Annotated in this window: 14 protein-coding genes; 5 read left to right on the plus strand and 9 right to left on the minus strand. The window is 50.0% G+C overall.

Going from position 1 to position 17,355, the window contains the following annotated elements:
- Window position 1 precedes the first annotated feature (1 nt).
- Together J3369_RS08300 and J3369_RS08305 are read right to left on the minus strand one after the other, a co-directional pair.
- Complete coding sequence (locus J3369_RS08300) at window positions 2–1,348, minus strand: GGDEF domain-containing protein (protein ID WP_349585705.1); 1,347 nt, start codon at window positions 1,346–1,348, stop codon at window positions 2–4.
- A gap of 123 nt (window positions 1,349–1,471) precedes the next feature.
- Window positions 1,472–2,659 carry a LysR family transcriptional regulator gene (locus J3369_RS08305; protein ID WP_349585707.1) on the minus strand — a complete coding sequence of 396 codons (1,188 nt, stop codon included), beginning with the start codon at window positions 2,657–2,659 and terminating at the stop codon, window positions 1,472–1,474.
- Between the two features lie 132 nt (window positions 2,660–2,791).
- Here J3369_RS08305 and J3369_RS08310 point away from each other — a divergent pair, with 132 nt between their 5' ends.
- Genes J3369_RS08310 through J3369_RS08320 form a run of 3 tightly spaced genes read left to right on the plus strand, consistent with a single transcriptional unit; the run spans window position 2,792 to window position 5,613 of the window.
- Window positions 2,792–3,484: a 4-carboxy-4-hydroxy-2-oxoadipate aldolase/oxaloacetate decarboxylase gene (locus tag J3369_RS08310; RefSeq protein WP_303574571.1), complete on the plus strand. Its 693-nt coding sequence runs from the start codon at window positions 2,792–2,794 to the stop codon at window positions 3,482–3,484.
- Entirely contained in the window at window positions 3,481–4,578 is a 1,098-nt protein-coding gene (locus tag J3369_RS08315) for a 4-oxalomesaconate tautomerase (protein ID WP_349585710.1), read from the plus strand. The genes J3369_RS08310 and J3369_RS08315 overlap by 4 nt, the downstream gene beginning before the upstream one ends.
- A 15-nt stretch (window positions 4,579–4,593) precedes the next feature.
- Window positions 4,594–5,613, plus strand: a complete 1,020-nt coding sequence (locus J3369_RS08320; RefSeq protein WP_349585712.1) for an amidohydrolase family protein — start codon at window positions 4,594–4,596, stop codon at window positions 5,611–5,613.
- Between the two features lie 151 nt (window positions 5,614–5,764).
- On the opposite strand, the gene J3369_RS08325 is transcribed toward J3369_RS08320, so the two are convergent.
- The 3 genes from J3369_RS08325 to J3369_RS08335 form a co-directional block, all read right to left on the minus strand.
- Entirely contained in the window at window positions 5,765–6,757 is a 993-nt protein-coding gene (locus J3369_RS08325) for a patatin-like phospholipase family protein (RefSeq protein ID WP_349585714.1), read from the minus strand.
- Window positions 6,758–6,909: 152 nt separating this feature from the next.
- Window positions 6,910–8,283 (minus strand): alkaline phosphatase PhoX, encoded by a 1,374-nt coding sequence (locus J3369_RS08330; RefSeq protein ID WP_349585716.1) that lies wholly within the window; start codon window positions 8,281–8,283, stop codon window positions 6,910–6,912.
- A 106-nt stretch (window positions 8,284–8,389) separates the two neighbouring features.
- Complete coding sequence (locus J3369_RS08335) at window positions 8,390–11,098, minus strand: M14 family zinc carboxypeptidase (RefSeq protein WP_349585718.1); 2,709 nt, start codon at window positions 11,096–11,098, stop codon at window positions 8,390–8,392.
- A 210-nt stretch (window positions 11,099–11,308) separates the two neighbouring features.
- Between J3369_RS08335 and J3369_RS08340 the strand changes: the two genes are divergently transcribed.
- A complete protein-coding gene (locus J3369_RS08340; RefSeq protein ID WP_119500953.1) occupies window positions 11,309–12,613 on the plus strand; it encodes a porin in 1,305 nt (434 codons plus the stop codon).
- A 77-nt stretch (window positions 12,614–12,690) separates the two neighbouring features.
- Here the strand turns inward: J3369_RS08340 and J3369_RS08345 are convergent, their stop codons facing one another.
- From J3369_RS08345 to J3369_RS08355, 3 genes are all read right to left on the minus strand, one after another.
- Window positions 12,691–13,443: a copper resistance protein B gene (locus J3369_RS08345; RefSeq protein WP_349585720.1), complete on the minus strand. Its 753-nt coding sequence runs from the start codon at window positions 13,441–13,443 to the stop codon at window positions 12,691–12,693.
- Entirely contained in the window at window positions 13,436–15,340 is a 1,905-nt protein-coding gene (locus tag J3369_RS08350; protein ID WP_349585722.1) for a copper resistance system multicopper oxidase, read from the minus strand. Before J3369_RS08350 ends, J3369_RS08345 begins: the two co-directional genes overlap by 8 nt.
- 63 nt (window positions 15,341–15,403) lie before the next feature.
- Window positions 15,404–15,712 carry a hypothetical protein gene (locus J3369_RS08355; protein ID WP_349585724.1) on the minus strand — a complete coding sequence of 103 codons (309 nt, stop codon included), beginning with the start codon at window positions 15,710–15,712 and terminating at the stop codon, window positions 15,404–15,406.
- Between the two features lie 249 nt (window positions 15,713–15,961).
- Between J3369_RS08355 and J3369_RS08360 the strand changes: the two genes are divergently transcribed.
- Window positions 15,962–16,090, plus strand: coding sequence for a hypothetical protein (locus J3369_RS08360; RefSeq protein ID WP_349585726.1), 129 nt, complete (start codon window positions 15,962–15,964; stop codon window positions 16,088–16,090).
- A 4-nt stretch (window positions 16,091–16,094) separates the two neighbouring features.
- Here the strand turns inward: J3369_RS08360 and J3369_RS08365 are convergent, their stop codons facing one another.
- Window positions 16,095–17,318, minus strand: coding sequence for an MFS transporter (locus tag J3369_RS08365; protein ID WP_349585728.1), 1,224 nt, complete (start codon window positions 17,316–17,318; stop codon window positions 16,095–16,097).
- Window positions 17,319–17,355: the final 37 nt, after the last annotated feature.

A 17,355-nucleotide genomic window follows, 5' to 3' on the forward strand; every position in this document is an offset into this window, starting at 1 on the left:
TCTAAAAAGCCAGCTGGCGGACTGTCTGGTTGCTTCGTCTGCAGTAAACATTGTGCCGGGGGGGGGCCAGAACGTGAACAGATACCCTGTTGCGACCCCTTTCCTTTGACTGATAGAGTGCTGTATCAGCGCGTATCATAGCTTCTTCAATCCGGTTTTCAGCGAGTTGTGTCAGCCCGAATGAAGCGGTAACTTTGATACTCTGTTCTGGTGACGGAACAATGTCTGTTTCTTCAATCACTTTTCGCAAAGCATGGCTTACTGTCAACCCACCTTCGGGACTCGTGTCAGATAACAATATGGCAAATTCTTCACCGCCGAAACGGCAGGCACTGTCTGTATCTCTGATATTATCCCTAATCGTTGCTGCAATTGTTTTGAGAACCTCGTCACCGGCAGGATGACCGTAGGTGTCATTTACCCCTTTGAAATGGTCGATATCCATGAGGATCAGAACTGCCTTCGTTCCGTAGCGGTTGGTCCGGCCTGCTTCGTATTTTAAAACTTCGTTAAACGCTCTGCGGTTCATCAGACTTGTTAACGGGTCAGTTCTTGCTGAATTCGCTAATTGATTTTCTATCCTCCGTCGAATTTTATCGCTTCGTTCAAACAAAGCAGCACTAATAGTGACAAGGATTATTATCAACCAGCACACAGCAACAGCGTAAGCACCGACTACTCCGGAATATTGGATAGATGCAATTGATTTGACGACAAGATATCCAAGGAAGAAAGCAAAAATACAACCGGTAGCGAATTGAAAGCGGGCTATTTGACCACCAATGTACGGTGACAAGATTGCCCTTACTACTCCGTGGTTTGCAGTACTCCAAAGTGCGGCGCAACTAAGCAGAAGTAAATTCGCGGTGCTTAATAAAGACATTTCTCCGTGGAAAGGTGTAATTGTGTACGCATAACCAAAAAGAGAAAGTGACGGAAAAGATAATGCTGCGAACGCAGCAGACTGTGAACCCAAATTATAGTTAAATGCTTTCATAGCCACGGAAAACCAAATAAGCAGAAAGGTGATAAAGGTATTTATACCGACATGATTGATTTTTCCCGCATTGTGTTCTGACAGTGCTACATCGGTAAAAGGAATGATCGTATTAACGATATTACTCCCTAGTATCTCGTCTGCGAGCCACGAAAGTGACAGTAATAAACTCACTGTCAGAATCCATTTAATATGTTGTCTTCTTCCGGGCCTGTTCAAAACTATGCACAAGCCGATCATAAAAGCCTGGATAGCGGTGTAGGGGTGGGTTGCTACCTGATCCTCAGCAGGACGATACAAAAAACCAACATCATAGAAGTAACCGGCAAGTGACATAATACTCATTGCCATAATAAGCACCGACAACTTTTTGCTGAGATCTATTTCTCTCTTTTGTGACCGGTGACATGGTTGTTTTCCTTAAAAAGTCAGACTGATTTTGAGGATTAACATTAAATATTTTTATACTTTAGTCTAATGTCCGGATTTTGCTTCCAGATGGCACAAAAATTCTTTTTGCAACCGGGTGGGGTGCCAGTTTTTTCTTAATGTATAGCCAATCTGTCTCGGTGCATCGCTCAGGGGCGTAGGGTTGACCGCCAGCAATCCTGCGGCAACATCAATTTCAACCTGGCGGGCAGGCAGGATGGCGGCGCGGTCGCTGTTGATTAGCAATCCGCGAATTGCCATCAGTGAGCTGCATTCAATCACTTCGTAAGCGTGATCGGGACAAATGGCTTGTAGCAGATCGCCAAAGGCCTTACGTGCAGGTGTACCTTCTTTTGCCGCAATCCACTTCAGTGATTGCCAGTCTTGTGTCGTGAGGGGGCATCTGGCGGCCAGCGGATGGTGACTGCCGGTCACAATTGACAGGTAATCATCAAACAAAGGGATTTGCTCAATATCGTCAGACAGGGCAGGGAAGCGCAGAGCGCCTACCAGTATATCAATATGTCCGTGCAGCAAGGCATGCAACTGCTCTTCATAAGGACCGTCGACAATGCTTATATTGGCGCCCGGCGCCTCTTCAAGCAGAGCGAGTACAGCTTTGGGAACAATCTCTGACCGTGCCAGCGGTAAGCTGCCAATACGCACGCTACCCAGCTTTTCACCATTTAATTCTGCGACTTCGTCCAGCCCCTGGCTGAGTTCTGAAAAATACAATGAGGCAATACGGGAAAACTGTCTGGCCCGCCAGGTGGCCTCGACGCCGGTGGGGGAGCGGTTGAACAGGGTTTGCTGGCACAGGGTTTCCAGATCACGGATAGTTCTGTGGAGCGTAGGCTGAGACAAGCCCAACTTTACTGATGCAGCCGTGTAACTTTGCAATTCAACAATATGTACCAGAGCATCAAGTTGCCTTGCAGTGACCCCCCGCAGAAACGACGTTCTGCCATGCTTGTCGGCACTGAATAAGGTGGTGGCAAAGTTTTCCAGCAAACTGAAGGCGCGACCAAACCGGTTCAGAAAAACATCTCCCTCAGGGGTAACGAACATACCAGAGGAGGAACGGGTAAACAGCGTCCAGCCAATGCTCTCTTCCAGTTTTTTAATGCTTTGAGTAAGGGCAGATTGAGTGAGGTGCACTTGTCTGGCTGCTTCTGACAGATTGCAGTACTTTTTAATTTCAAGTGCACAGTGCAGGTGCCGGATATTCAACATGGCATGGCAAACCAGTAGAGAGTTTTTGCCATTATAGAAAAAAGTAATGATGCTGCACAGGTTTCTAAACGGCTTTTTAACATTTACCGGCGCATACTGAGCCACATCAAAAAGTCAGAAGGGTTTAAGGTTATGGCAGTATGCGTTACGAATTGTCCACGTGCATCTGAGGACACGTTGAAAAAATATGAAGGCGCGGAAGTGGCTACCGTCCACGAAGCTCAGGGCCGCAAAGGTTTGCTGGCTGATTACATGCGTCCAATTTATCGTCCGGCCAGTATTTCCGGTACGGCCGTAACCTGTCAGGTTGCCCCGGGTGATAACTGGATGATCCATGTTGCTGTTGAGCAATGTCAGCCCGGAGATGTATTAGTTGTATCGCCCACCAGCCACTGCATTGACGGTTTTTTTGGCGATTTGCTGGCTACCTCCTTAAAAGCCCGTGGCGTGAAAGGGTTAATTATCGACGGCGGTGTGCGTGATACCGCAACGCTGCAGGAAATGGAATTTCCCGTCTGGTCTAAAGCTATTTTTGCCCAGGGCACAGTGAAAGAAACCATTGCCAGCGTAAACGTGCCGGTGGTTTGTGCCGGCGCACTGATTCATCCGGGCGACATTATTGTTGCCGATGATGATGGAGTCGTGGTTGTGCAGCGTAGCGAAGCAGATGCAGTGCATGAAAAAGTACAGAAGCGTCTCGATAACGAAGCATCCAAACGGGATCGCCTGGCCGCCGGTGAACTGGGGCTGGATATTTACAATATGCGTGAGCGTCTGGCTGAAAAAGGCCTGAAATATGTGTCTTACGAGGAGTACAGCAAGTGAAGGCCATTCCCTGCCATCTGATGCGCGGCGGAACGTCTAAAGGCTTGTATTTTCTGGCATCTTCGTTACCGGAAGATACCTCATTGCGGGACCAGGTTTTGCTGGCTGCAATGGGCTCTCCGGATGACAGACAAATCGACGGTGTGGGCGGTGCCCATCCCTTAACCAGCAAGGTGGCAGTGGTCAGTCCGTCCACCAGAGACGATGCCGACGTGGATTATCTTTTCCTGCAGGTTGTGGTGGATAAAGCCGTGGTCAGTGATGGCCAGAATTGCGGAAATATTCTTGCAGGCGTGGGTCCTTTCGCGATTGAACAAGGCTTAATTGACGCACAGGAAGGTACCACCAGTGTGCGTATTCACATGGTTAATACCGGTGGCCTTGCGGTAGCACAGGTCGAAGTTAAAGACGGTGCGCCGGTATATGAAGGTGATGCCCGTATTGACGGCGTACCGGGCACGGCAGCGCCGGTTCTGATTGATTTCCTCGATGTTGCCGGAGCCAGTTGCGGCGCACTGTTTCCCACCGGCAACGCCAAAGATGTGATTGATGGTGTGGACGTTACCTGTATCGATAACGGCATGCCTGTTGTGCTGTTAAATGCCGCTGACTTTGGCTTAACAGGCGATGAGTCTCCTGCGGAAATTGAAAAAAATACTGGCGTTAAAGAACGCATTGAAAGCATCAGGTTACAAGCGGGCCGGCAAATGAACCTTGGTGATGTAAGCGATAAAACTGTCCCTAAAATGTCGCTTATATCGGCCCCTGTCCGGGGTGGATTGCTGAATACCCGCACCTTTATTCCACACCGTGTGCATGATGCCATAGGTGTACTGGGTTCGGTGAGTGTTGCTACAGCCTGCGTGGTGGACGGTTCCATCGCCTACGGCTACCTCAAAGGTTGTAGCGACTACTCCCGTCTTGAAATAGAACATCCGACCGGCAGTTTCACTGTGGCAATGGATGTGGAGGGCAGCGGTTCGCTGTCGACTTTAAAAATTAACCGTTCTGCGCTGTTGCGCACAGCCCGTTTGCTCATGCGGGGAGAAGTGCTGGTCGCAGACTCAGCTTTCTCTGCGCCCGGGAAACAATAAGTTACAGGATTGATTATGATTATTGATTGTCACGGCCACTACACAACGGCACCGGAACCACTTCAATTATTCCGTGATGCGCAACTGGCGGCGTTTAAGGCAGGTAAAGCGTTACCTGAAGTTCCTCATATCAGTGATGAGCAAATTCAGGAAAGTATTGAGAAAAACCAGCTTCGTTTGCTGATTGAGCGCGGTTCAGATATGACCATTTTTTCTCCCCGCGCGTCAGCCATGGCACACCACCTGGGGGACGAAGCCGTTTCTAAACAGTGGACCAGCGCATGTAATGATTTGATCAAGCGTGTGGTGGATTTATATCCGAAGCAATTTATCGGTGTTTGCCAGCTGCCACAATCACCGGGCGTGCCGATTAAAAATTCAGTGGACGAACTGGAGCGTTGTGTGAATGAACTGGGTTTTGTCGGGTGTAACCTGAACCCGGATCCTTCAGGCGGACACTGGACATCAAAGCCGCTGACAGATGAAAGCTGGTATCCCTTCTATGAAAAAATGGTAGAACTGGATGTACCGGCGATGATCCACGTGTCCGGCTCCTGTAATGCAAACTTCCATGCTACCGGCGCTCACTATATGAACGCAGACACCACGGCATTCATGCAGTTCCTGCAGGGAAATCTGTTTAAAGAGTTTCCGGATCTGCGCTTTATCATTCCTCATGGTGGTGGCGCAGTGCCTTATCACTGGGGACGTTACCGTGGTCTTGCCGATATGCTTGAGCAGCCCCCGTTACGTGAGCACGTGATGAAAAATGTGTATTTTGATACATGTGTGTATCACCAGCCTGGTATAGATTTATTGTTTGATGTTATCGATCTGGACAACATTTTGTTTGGTTCAGAAATGATTGGCGCTGTGCGCGGCATCGACCCGGAAACCGGTTACTACTTCGACGACACGAAACGTTATGTCGATGCGCTGGATTTAACTGAGAAACAACGAACTCAGGTTTACTCAGGGAATGCCCGCCGTGTTTATCCCCGTCTGGATGCAAAACTGAAGTCCATGGGGCTGTAATTCAGGCAAAAAAATACCGCCGGGATGAGCTCCGGCGGTCTAAGGGTCCTGCCTTTTGGCTGGAGGAGTAGTACCAGGTTGAAAATTAACAGGCTCAATTCTCAAAAGGTGAAATTATCTTAATGCAAATGAGAATGTTTATCAATAAGATTTAGCCAAAAAGTCCGGGTAAATCGCAACTGTCTCTTTTCCCCAGATCTCCGGTGCTGGTTTCCAGCCATTGCCCAGCGGTTTTTATGCCTTCCTCCTTCAGTTTCAGAAGGAACGCCCGTGAATTGTCGTACTTACTCATCTGGTCAAGGGCAGACATTAATTCACTGTTTTCTATGATGTGGGTGCGGGTGGCTCGTATACGTTTCTCAAAATCGCCGGAAACCCAGCCCCACCGTTGAGACGAGTTTTTAATGTCCAGCATTGAGCGCATCTCCCGTAAAAAAGCACAGTGAAATGTGAGTTCACTGATGCGGTCACTGATTTCTTCCGAACGGACGGGCAGTGCTCCCCGTTGTAACGGTTGCAGCAGTACAATCAGAACATCCTGAGCGTCACAACTGTGGATCAACGGAAAGATAGCCGGATTGGCCGCGTAGCCACCGTCCCAGTAGTGCTTATTATTTATCGTCACCGCTTTGTATACGTTGGGCAAACAGGCGGAAGCCAGAACGTGATTGACGGTCAGTTCCTGTTCATTAAAGAGTTCCAGTTTTCCCGTCGTCACTTCAGTTGCGGCAATGAATAAGCGAAAAGGGGAGTGGTGCTGCAATACTTTGAAATCAGTGATTTCATCGAGCACATCCCGCAGCGGGTTGATGTCCATCGTATTGATGTCGTAGGGGGAAAAATGTTGAAACATGCTCATCCACCATTTGTTCAGTGATTGTTCCAATATTTTCGGCATGGGCATCTGTATACCTTTGTCAGCGATGGCTTCCCAGAATGCATCTAGTTGCGCCGCTGCCCCCCGGCGACCGTCTTTACGCCAGCCTTCAGCCAGCATTACTGCATTCATTGCACCGGCACTGGTGCCGCTGATGCCGTCAAACTCAAGCCACTCTTCTTCCAGCAGCCTGATTAGCACCCCCCAGGTGAAAGCACCGTGGGCCCCGCCACCCTGTAAAGCGAGATTAATTTTCAGTGGTTTCATCGCCTGTTCCTTAAGTTATGCTGCTATGCAGCATTTTCAGGATAGCATACGGTTCTGCCCGGGGTTTAGTGCAAAATTGAATAAAAAATAAACATTACACGTGGGAGGGGGAAACGGACAGCCTTATCCGGCTGTCCGGTAAACAGGTATTATCAGCTTCTGGCTGACCAGGGACCAGTAATTGCGACGGTTCTGGCCGGTGAATACAAATTAACAAACAGGGTATTGCCGTCCGGTGAGAAGCATGCGCCGGCCAGTTCAGTTTGATCACGTAAGCGGGCAAAAGCATACACACTGCCATCCGGGGTTACACCCCGCAGGTGGTTGTCGACGACGTCTGTGTACTGATCTTCACAAACGATTAAGTCACCAAAAGGTGCAACAGTGAGATTGTCACCAAAGTTAAACAGAGATTTATCTGTACTTTCCAGGAACAATTGCAGCCGGCCCGGCTTAGCTGCTTCGTGTTCTGTGCCTTCAGACGCAGAAGGCTGATAGCGCATAATTTGTCCCAGTTGCTTTTTGCCGCCATTGGTACAGCAAAAATAGAGTTCACCGTCTCCCCAGTGAATCCCCTCACCACGGGCGAACAGGGCTGCGCCGTCTGCATATCCCCGTTTACGGAGATCATCTTCCGGACTCTCCGGGTCGGTCAAATCTATCCAGCTGGCGTCGAGCCATTGTTGCAGCGGCATTGCCGGGTTAACCCAGTTGCGGCTGTCGTAACCCGGACTGGCTTTTATTGCCAGTGCCTGAAGTCTGCCACCCTTGATAAGATCGCCCCGGACATCGGGAATAAAGCGGTAGAACAGGCTGTCTCCCCGGTCTTCCGTCATGTAAACAATACCGGTACGGGGATCTACCGCTGCAGCTTCATGGTTAAACCGGCCCATGGCTTTAAGCGGCTGAGGTGAGACAAGGGTTTGTGCTGTTGAGGGGACTTCAAAAACCCAGCCGTGGTCTTTACTGTTATAAGCCGACGGCTTATCAATACTCTCTTCGCAAGTGAGCCAGCTTCCCCAGGGAGTAATGCCACCGGAACAGTTCCGGATTGTGCCGCATAAACTTACATGCTGGCTTTCTGTTTCACCGGTGATTAAATTATACACCATGGTAGTCGTGCCACCGGGCAGTGCATTCCCGTCGGGGGCGGTGTCGTAGGCGTTTGCAGTTTTGTGCGAGGCAACCGATGCAGGCTGTAAGATCCGGTCTTTCGGGGTAAGTTCATGGTTTCTTACCAGAGCCACACGTTGTTCATCCAGTTTGAAACAGCCCATTCCGTCAGCTTTATCCGGCACATTCAGGCCGTCAGACATGGCCTGGCCCAGCGCTGAAATAACTTTATAAGTAAAGCCTTCCGGTAAATCCAGCAGGGAAGCCGGATCCTGTTTCAGCGGGCCAAACCCGGTCGCAGCACGCAGTCCGCCTGCGGCATGCTGAGTTGCTGCATTTGCGAGCCCGCCGAATGCACAGCTGCCTGCAGACAGAGCCGCCAGGCCAAAGGTGAATTGTCGTCTTGTTATCATTATTGTGTTCTCATAAAAAAAGGTATTGTTACAATATAACAATACCTTAATTCTTCATGCCAGTCTGTTACGTTAAGATGAAACCGTAACAGGATTAACTGTCAGATCAGCGTCGTGGTGATGCATGCGCTGCGCCACGGAATATGGCATTTAATAGCATGACGTTCAGACCATCCAAATATGCGCGGCTTGAAGGGTCCTGGGTAAAACCTATCACCATGCCTTCGCCGGACGGTTGCACCATCAGAAATGGTTTATAAGCCAGCTGTTCGCGGTTCTCGTCCCATAAATATCCGGATGCGAGCAGCTCATCAGCACCTTTATACCAGGCAACATTTTTACCGGCATCCAGTTTCATGGGCGCAAAAATAGTATTGCCTGTTACCAGCGAAACCACTTCAGGATTGACCCCTGCGGTAAGCCAGTGTTCCTGGTCCACTTCAACCTTCGCAAGGATACCTGCAACGTAATCCGGTGAACGCTGGTTGTTTTCAATGCGACGTATAAGTTGCGATTTATCAGTAATATGTGAACCGGCCACATGACCACGGTGATCTGCCTGCTCATCTGCTTCCACCGTTTCATCATTAAAGCTGTATTCCGGGTCTGCATCCAGCAGGCCGTTATCCGGTGAGGCTGCAAAAGCGGTTGCCTGTGCAAAGGTAATTAACACACCTCCCTGTTTTACCCAGGTCTTGAGGTTTTCAGCGCCCCGCTGGCCTAAGGCTCCGTCGTACCAGCCTGCGGGCAAAATGATCACCTGATAGTGGTTCAAGTTTCTGCTTGCCAGCATGTCTGTCCGGATTGCGGTGACCGGATAGTTAAACTGCCGCTCAATAACAAAGCGGGTGCTGCCGGCGCTCAGTGAGCTGGTGGGAGAATCCCAGGCCATAGCAATATTGGGTGCTGACATCACCGGTGTACTGCGGCTGCCGAAGCTGGGACCGTCAGTTACCCAGCTGCTGTCAGTGCCTGTTACCAGCGCGCCGGTTTGTGCTGCCAGAGTGGCAATTTTTTCACCGGTACCTTTGCAGTTGGCTTTCACTTCAATAATTAATGTGCCGGCCGGAAACCGGCGCTTATCGTCGAGAGTGAAGGCTTCATCTGCACTTTTCAAATGGATCCCCTGTTGCAGCGCGGCTGTCAGAAAACGGCCGGCTGCGGCATCACCCCAGGGCACCAGCCAGGCCACACTGGCGTCCGGTTTATCCACATTCCCTTTCAGGGGCAAGTCAGGTGTCACGTAGCTGCCTTTTACAGATAAACCATCATCACAACTGTCGGTTTTGACATTGAATAACAGTGGCAGAGACCAGGCTGTCACATCATAAATTTCATCGTTCAGCTTGCGGGCGCGACGCCGTTCCTGCTCTTTGATGAATGATTCCGCCATATCGACCTGGCGGGTAAAGGTAGTTTTCACAAACCGGCCACGGGGCTGGGCAGTATCAATGATATAGGCCCCTTTGTTATACCGGGTGCCACATGCTTTAAATGATTCGCCAGCCTGTTTTACTTCGACACCGTGGGTCGCCATTAATGTAGCCAGACGGTGGCTGCCGGCACGATCGGTGGTTGCCGGAATAATAAAGGTACGCTCGTCATCTTTTTTACCGGCTTCAATAGCATTAACCTGATACTGATAAAAATCAGTGAGGATTTTCTCACGGTTATCCGCGGCTGCCTCGAGGGTAGAAAGGGAGGCAACAAAGTGCTTTTGCACAGGATCCCGATAGTGATTCACTTTGCCGTCTTTATTTCTGAATGTCATTCCACGGGTAGAAGCCACTTCATAGGTGGCAGCAGACGCCCCGTAAAAAGTAGGCCAGCTGTCACCATAGCCCGGATAAAATGCGTCATAGACTTCGCGGGTAAAATAGTCAAAACCCATGCGGTCAAAATGTTTACCGTTGTTTCTGCCTATTAAATCGTTATTGTCGAGTTGTGCCTGCTGCATATGCGGGTTGATCGGGCTCGCTGCCGGCACGAAAAAGTAGGTGGAGTCACTGCCCATTTCGTGTAAATCAATGACTACCGTTGGCTTGAAGTGGTTCAGGCCATTCACCCGGCCCAGCGTTTCAGGCTGGGTAATGGCAAGCCAGTCGCGGTTCATGTCGAACAGATAGTGGTTACTTCTGCCCCTGGGCCATGGTTCATTCTGATCGACGCTCAGGCGATCATCGCTGTCCTGTAAACCGATGGAGGAATAGAAGTTGTGCGTAAACCTGGTGCGGCCATCGGGGTTCTGCAACGGGTCGATAAAGACCAGTGTGTTTTTTAGCACCTTCGCCGTTAACGGGTCATTCTGTGCTGCCAGCAAGTGATAAGCCGTCATCATTGCGGCATCGGTACTGCTGATTTCGTTACCGTGAACACCGTGCTGAAGCCATACCGACGAGGGCAGGGAAGCGATGAGCTTATTAGCTTCATCACGGGAAGTTTTTCGCGGGTCGGCCAGGCGGTTCATATTTGCTGCGAACTGCTCCAGGTCTTTAATATGCTCAGGCGAACCGATAGCGACATAAATAAGCGCACGGCCCTCCCAGCTTTCTGCGTATTTAACCAGATGGACCCGCTCCGGAGCAGCCTCTGCCAGTGCTTCGAAATAGGTCAGCATATCACTGTGGGTCGTGATGCGTTCGCCGGTGTTATACCCGAGCACTGATTTTACCGTGGGGATGGACGGGCTGTACTGTGCGCCCGGCCACATTTCAAAACTGTCTGTTTGCTGGGGCGTGCTTGCAATAGCTTTTCCTGCACTGAAGCACAAAGAGGCTGTGAGTGCAGAAATGGTGAATAAGTGTCTGAGTGTCATGATTTTCCCGGTCAGATATTTTTATTATGCAAAGTGAATCATAGCAATTAAAAGCACCCCGCAACATTTCCCTTATCAGTGGTTTTCAGGGCTTTATCGAATCGTTTTACTGTAATTCGTCTTAAAAATAAGCATTTACATTTGTTTTACTTGAAGGTAACCGGTCGTACCAGTAGGATGCGGCCCTTTTTCAATAATCATAGAGTTTTTATGAAGCATCCTTTATTCGTCCGTACAGCGCTTGCGCTTTCTGTAGCCGGACTGTTCTCTTCTTCTGCTTTCTCTGCAGGTTTTCAGGTCAATGAACACAGTGCGAACGGACTGGGTCGCGCTATGGCGGGTCAGGCTGCAAAGCCGGAAAACGCTTCTGTGCTGGCAACCAACCCGGCTGCTATCACCGCGTTTGATAAAGCACAATTCAGTGCACAGGTCAGCTATCTTGACCCCGAAGTGGATATCCGAGGTGACATGACCACCTCAGTAGGCGGCGCAACCATTACCAGCGATGCCAGCGCTGAAGACATTGCTGAATCAGCCGTCATTCCTTCAATTTTTTACGCTGCGCCGGTTAACGATAAGTTCTCCTGGGGTATTGGTTTGTTTACCAGCTACGGCCTGTCGACAGATTACAGCGATGATTACAATGCGCTGCATTATGCAGATGAAGCTGAGATCATCTCTTTTACGGTAAATCCGGCTGTCGCCTGGAAAGCAACGGACACATTAAGTCTGGGGCTTGGCCTGAATGTTACTTATGCCGATGCGAAAATCAGTACCTCTATTCCTCAGGTCTTTGGCCAGGTGATGGGCAATCCGGCACTGGGCAACCTGACTATTGTCGAAATGGCCGGTGATGATATCGGCTATGGCTGGAACGCCGGTGTATTCTGGCAACCGGCTGACGGTACTAATGTGGCGTTAAGTTACCGGGCAGAAACACAGCTGGAACTGGCCGGTGAAATTAAGTCAGATCTGGGTGTGCTGATCCCTGAAGTTGCTGAGCTGTATAATCAGGGCGGTAGTCTGGATTTGAATTTCGCTGCAGTCACTGAGCTGGCCATCGATCAAGAAATTGATGAGCAATGGTCTGTACAGGCAAGTGTAAATTACACAGACTGGAGCACCTTTGACAAGCTGGAAGCGAATCTGGACAGTGGCTATGATTTGCTGCTCAAAGAAGAAGATTTTGAAGATACCTGGCGCTGGAGTGCAGGTGTTACTTATCAGTATGATGAGAAGCTGACGCTGCGTGCCGGTTATGCTTATGATGAAGGTGCTGTGAGTTTTGCACACCGTTCACTGAGCATTCCTGACACAGATCGTCACTGGGTAAGTGCCGGAGCAACCTGGGCGCTGACTGACGACACCAGTGTGGATATGGCCTACGTGTATATCAAAGGACGTGAAGCGGCGGTATCTCAGCAACGTGCAATCGGCTCTATTGTCAGCGATCTTACCGCTACAGAGCATGCGAAAGCGCAAATTCTGAGCGTACAGATTAATACCGCATTTTAACAGGCCGCGGCATCAGCCCCGGTGGCATATTCAGACACTAAAAGCACAGCAGCAACGGCCGCTGTGCTTTTTTATTGTCAGAACCAGATCCGCGCGCCGGCAATAAAGCCGAATTCGGACGTGTCTTCACCGTTTGCAGCGGTAGTGTTCGCAGTTTGTCCTAACTGCTTTTGCCAGTAAATACCAAAGTATGGTGCAAATTCCCGCACCACTTCCTGACGGTAACGTAAGCCGAACCGCACGGATTCAACACCGGCCTCCCTGCCAAAGCGCTCTGAATCTGTCAGGTTGGTATTCACCGTGAACCTGGGTTGAAGATAACTGGTTTGTGTCAGCAAAAAGTCATATTCAAACTCATTCAGCCACTGAACGTCGCCGTCTTCATTGATAAGCAAACTGGAGTCGGTTTCAAAGTAGTAAGGCGCCAGGCCTGACAGACTGAATACTGCATAGTGCTCGGCGTTCTCCCCGGACGACATTTCACCTTTCAGACCAAGCCCGGCCTGCAGTGACCAGAAGGATGAAATCATGTAGCTGTAGCTGATATCTGTTCTTTCAAGGTCGGTGGGATGACCATCGTTTTGCTGATTTTCGCCCTCAGTCCTTAACACAACACGGTGATAATCGCCGCCGTACCAGGCGGTGGCATCCCAGGTAAACACATTTTCTTTATCTGTATTACGGGATAATTCCAGCCTGTCGAGCATGACTTGCCAGGCAGACATTTCCATCATTGGCGACGGCCAGTCTGATTTATCCTCTGCCATTGCGCAGGTTGAGAATGTAATACTGCTGAGCACAGCAGCGGCTAAAAGGTTGTGTTTAATCATGATGATGCCCTCCGTGCTGAACACTGACTACCCTGAACATGCCGGCTTCCATGTGATAAAGCAGATGGCAGTGGAAGGCCCAGTCACCCATAGCATCCGCGGTGATAAGTAATGACACTTTTTCTGAGGGTTTTAAGCTGATGGTATGTTTTCGTGGACGGGGATACTGACCATTTTCCAGTTCCATCCACATACCATGTAAATGGATAGGGTGGTCCATCATAGTATCGTTTACCAGCACCAGCCTTAACCGTTCTCCGTGGCGGAACACTACCGGTCCGTCAACCTCGCTGAACTTTTTGCCGTCAAATGACCACATGTAGCGCTGCATGTTTCCGGTAAGGTGAAGTTCGAGGTTGCGGGACGGTTCCCGTTCGTCCCCCCAGGTTTGAGCACCGGTGAGATCTTTATAGACGAGTACCCGGCGAACGTCATTACCCAGGCCGATGCCGGGTTCGTCCAGTCTTGAACGGGGATTCGCCGCAATCATCGCTGCCCCCGGACCGTGTCCGTCCGCGTCGTGATGGATGGCAATATCATCGACGGCAGGTTTGCCGCTGCCCTGCATGTCGTGATCTGCGTGCTTCATCGCGCTGTGATCCATATTTCCGTGGCTCATACTGCCATGATCCATACTACTATGGTCAACGGGCGTCGTTGCGCCGGAGGCGCTTGTTGCCGGGGGGGTATGGTTCATAGCAGCATGATTCATTCCACTGTGGTCCATGTTGCCATGGCCCGTATCGTCGTGATTCATACTACTGTGGTCCATATCACCATGATCCATGCTCATGGCATCCATTCCACGTTCAGTAATCGTCCGGCGGGGAGGGACGGCGGCGCTCATGCCAGGCCGTGGCGCGAGCGTGCCGCGAACAAAACCGCTGCGATCATAGCTTTCGGCAAAGAGGGTATAAGCTTTGTTCTCCTTGGGCTGCACAATCACATCGTAACTTTCTGCAATGGCAATACGGATCTCATCAACGGTGACAGGTCTTACCGGCTGACCGTCGGCCGCGACAACCGTCATTTCCAGCCCCGGAATACGGAAATCGAAATAAGTCATGGCGGAACCGTTCACCAGCCGCAACCTGACTTTTTCACCCGGATTAAACAGAGCCTCCCAGTTCATCACCGCATCCCGGCCATTCATCAGGTAGGTATATGCGCTGGCTGACACATCGGCAATATCCCTGGGATCCATCCGCATGTTGTTCCACATACTGCGAACATGCCATGTATCGGCCAGGCCTTGTTCTTCCACATCTTTTAAGGTGTCGAAAATGGTCCGTTTCTGGTAGTTGTAATAACCTTCAGATACTTTAAGTTTGCGGAATATTTCGTGAGGATCTTCAAAGGTCCAGTCTGACAGCAGGATCATATGTTCCCTGTCGGCACCAATATCGCCGTCAGCGGGATGAATAACCAGCGGGCCAAGATGCCCAATCTGTTCCTGTAAGCCTGAGTGGCTGTGGTACCAGTAGGTACCGCTCTGTTGCAAATCAAATTCGTATCTGAAGGTTTCGCCCGGCTTGATGCCGGCAAAGGATAAGCCCGGCACACCGTCCATGTTGGCGGGTAAAATGATGCCGTGCCAGTGAATTGACGTGTCTTCGCTGAGTTCATTAGCGACATTAATTACTGCCCGTTCACCTTCGCGAAAACGCAGTAGTGGCCCCGGCATCTGACTGTTGATGGTAATGGTGTTATTTTGCTTGTTGCCAAAAGAAAATGTTTGCTGGCTGATCTTCAGATTAACTTCATCATTACTGGTCTGAAATTCAGTGTTCCCCTGAGCAACAGCCCAGCGGGGGGCGGCCTGATATAATGCCATCGCTGACATTGAGGTCACCGCGCCGCAAAGAAAACGACGACGTGACGAATCCTGATTTTTCATAGCTATTTCCGGTTAAAAATGTAATGTCCGCCTGCATGCAATGCAGGAGGTGTTTAACTGTAATTAACTTAACCGGATAGGTGGCTTGAAGGGCGGACCACCATGAGCAGTCAGCGGTTCTGATATGGTGTTAACGGTATCACTCACCACAACTGCTGCGGTGAAGTGCGTAAAGTGAGACAGCACGAACAGGCTACCGTGGCACATGGAGACATCACAATGACACTCCTGTTTACAGCAATCTTCCTGAGTCATACCAGACATCATTGCATCAGGCTCTGAATGTGCCTGCATGTGGCCGGTCATATTCATTTGTACAGTTTGCATAGCATGGTATCGCGCAGCATCGTGCACATTGCCTTGCGCGTTCATAGTGAACACACCAAGCAGACAAACCATTAAAAATGCAGTGAAGACTTTCATCAGGGGAATAAATTGTTCCTGTTCATTTACCTTTTCAGCATATAACGGTCGCCGGATGCTATGCAAGAACAGACACGCAATCATGCGACTCTGATGCAGGATTTTACGGCGGGCAGCTTCATGCTAAAGTTTAATGTTTAAAAATTGTTAATGTGTGGTAAATTTAAGTTGTTGATAACCAAAAACGGGAAGTCCTCTATGAACCACCGTATTGATAAAATGAAAAACTATCTGAAAGATTGTGTGTCCGATCCGGTACTCTATTGTTTTGCTGCGGGTCTGATGATGCTGCTTATTGTGGAAAACAATCTGGTGGTCAATCTTTAAAGCCTCAGGCTTTTTCTTTCATATCCGTTGAAGTCAGTTTTCTCAGTGAGGGGAATTGCCAGATTCCCCATCCAACCACACCAAAAGCCGTGATTGCTCCAATCAATGCAGCACCGGCGGGCCCTGCTGCGGCAGCTACCGTTCCTGCTCTGAAATCCCCCAGTTGATTTGATGACGCGATGAAGATGGCATTCAGCGCGCCTACACGTCCCCGCAGTGCATCCGGTGTATTATGCTGAATAACGGAGCCGCGGATAACCACGCTGAACATATCTGATGCGCCGTAAATGAATAAGCATGCGCAGGCTATCCAGATACTGGTCGTCTGCGAAAATACCAGTACGGAGCAGGCAAAGACAAACAGGGCAGTGAATAGTGTATAACCGGCGTGGCGGAAGTCGGTTTTAAATTTCGACAGATAAATGCCGATGAGTACCGCGCCGATGGCGGGCATGGCCCTCAGCATACCCAGTCCTTGCGGACCTGTGTGCAGAATATCCGCGGCATAAACGGGTAACAATGCCACGACGGAACCTCCCAGTACGATGAGTAAATCCAGCGACAAACTACCCAGTACGATGGGATTTCGCTGCATGAAATGTACGCCTTCCCACAAGGCTTTTTTACTACGTTGTCCTCCGGTATTAGCAGGACCAATCGGGGGCAGAAACAAGAAACAGATGCTGATCACAAAGCAAATTACGCATACTGTCCAGTACACTTTGAAGTCCATTAACGATATCAGCAGTCCGGCGACGAAGGGGCCGGCGGTTAATGCCAGATTCCACACGGTGCTGGTAATCGCGATGGCTGCGCCAAGCCGGTCGGGGGGCACCAGATTGGGCACAATGGCCTGCATGGACGGAGATATAAACGCTTTGACGGTGCCGAGTGCCATTAATAACGACAGTAAAACCCACTTATTAAAGTTACCGTCGTGCATCTCAAAGGCGATACAAAGAATGATACCCAGCCAGCAAACGGCCCCGGTTTGCAGTACCTTCTTACGGGACATATGGTCGGCAACCCAGCCGGTAAGAATAAAAAATACATACACCGGGACGATTTGAAATAATCCTACCAGCGCCAGGTCGAAGGGGTCTTTTGTGGCCTGATATAAATGCCAGCCAACAGCAGTGCCTAATATGGAGTCTATGACACTGAACAGCCCTCTGCCGGTGAGAAAAGCGTAAAATCCGGGCGGAAAACGTCCTGGTTGTCGTGTCATGGTATCCTTTACTGGTTGAGCATCCTTTTCGGAGCAA

The sequence above is a fragment of the Alteromonas sp. NFXS44 genome (assembly GCF_040148705.1).
Classification (GTDB): domain Bacteria; phylum Pseudomonadota; class Gammaproteobacteria; order Enterobacterales; family Alteromonadaceae; genus Alteromonas.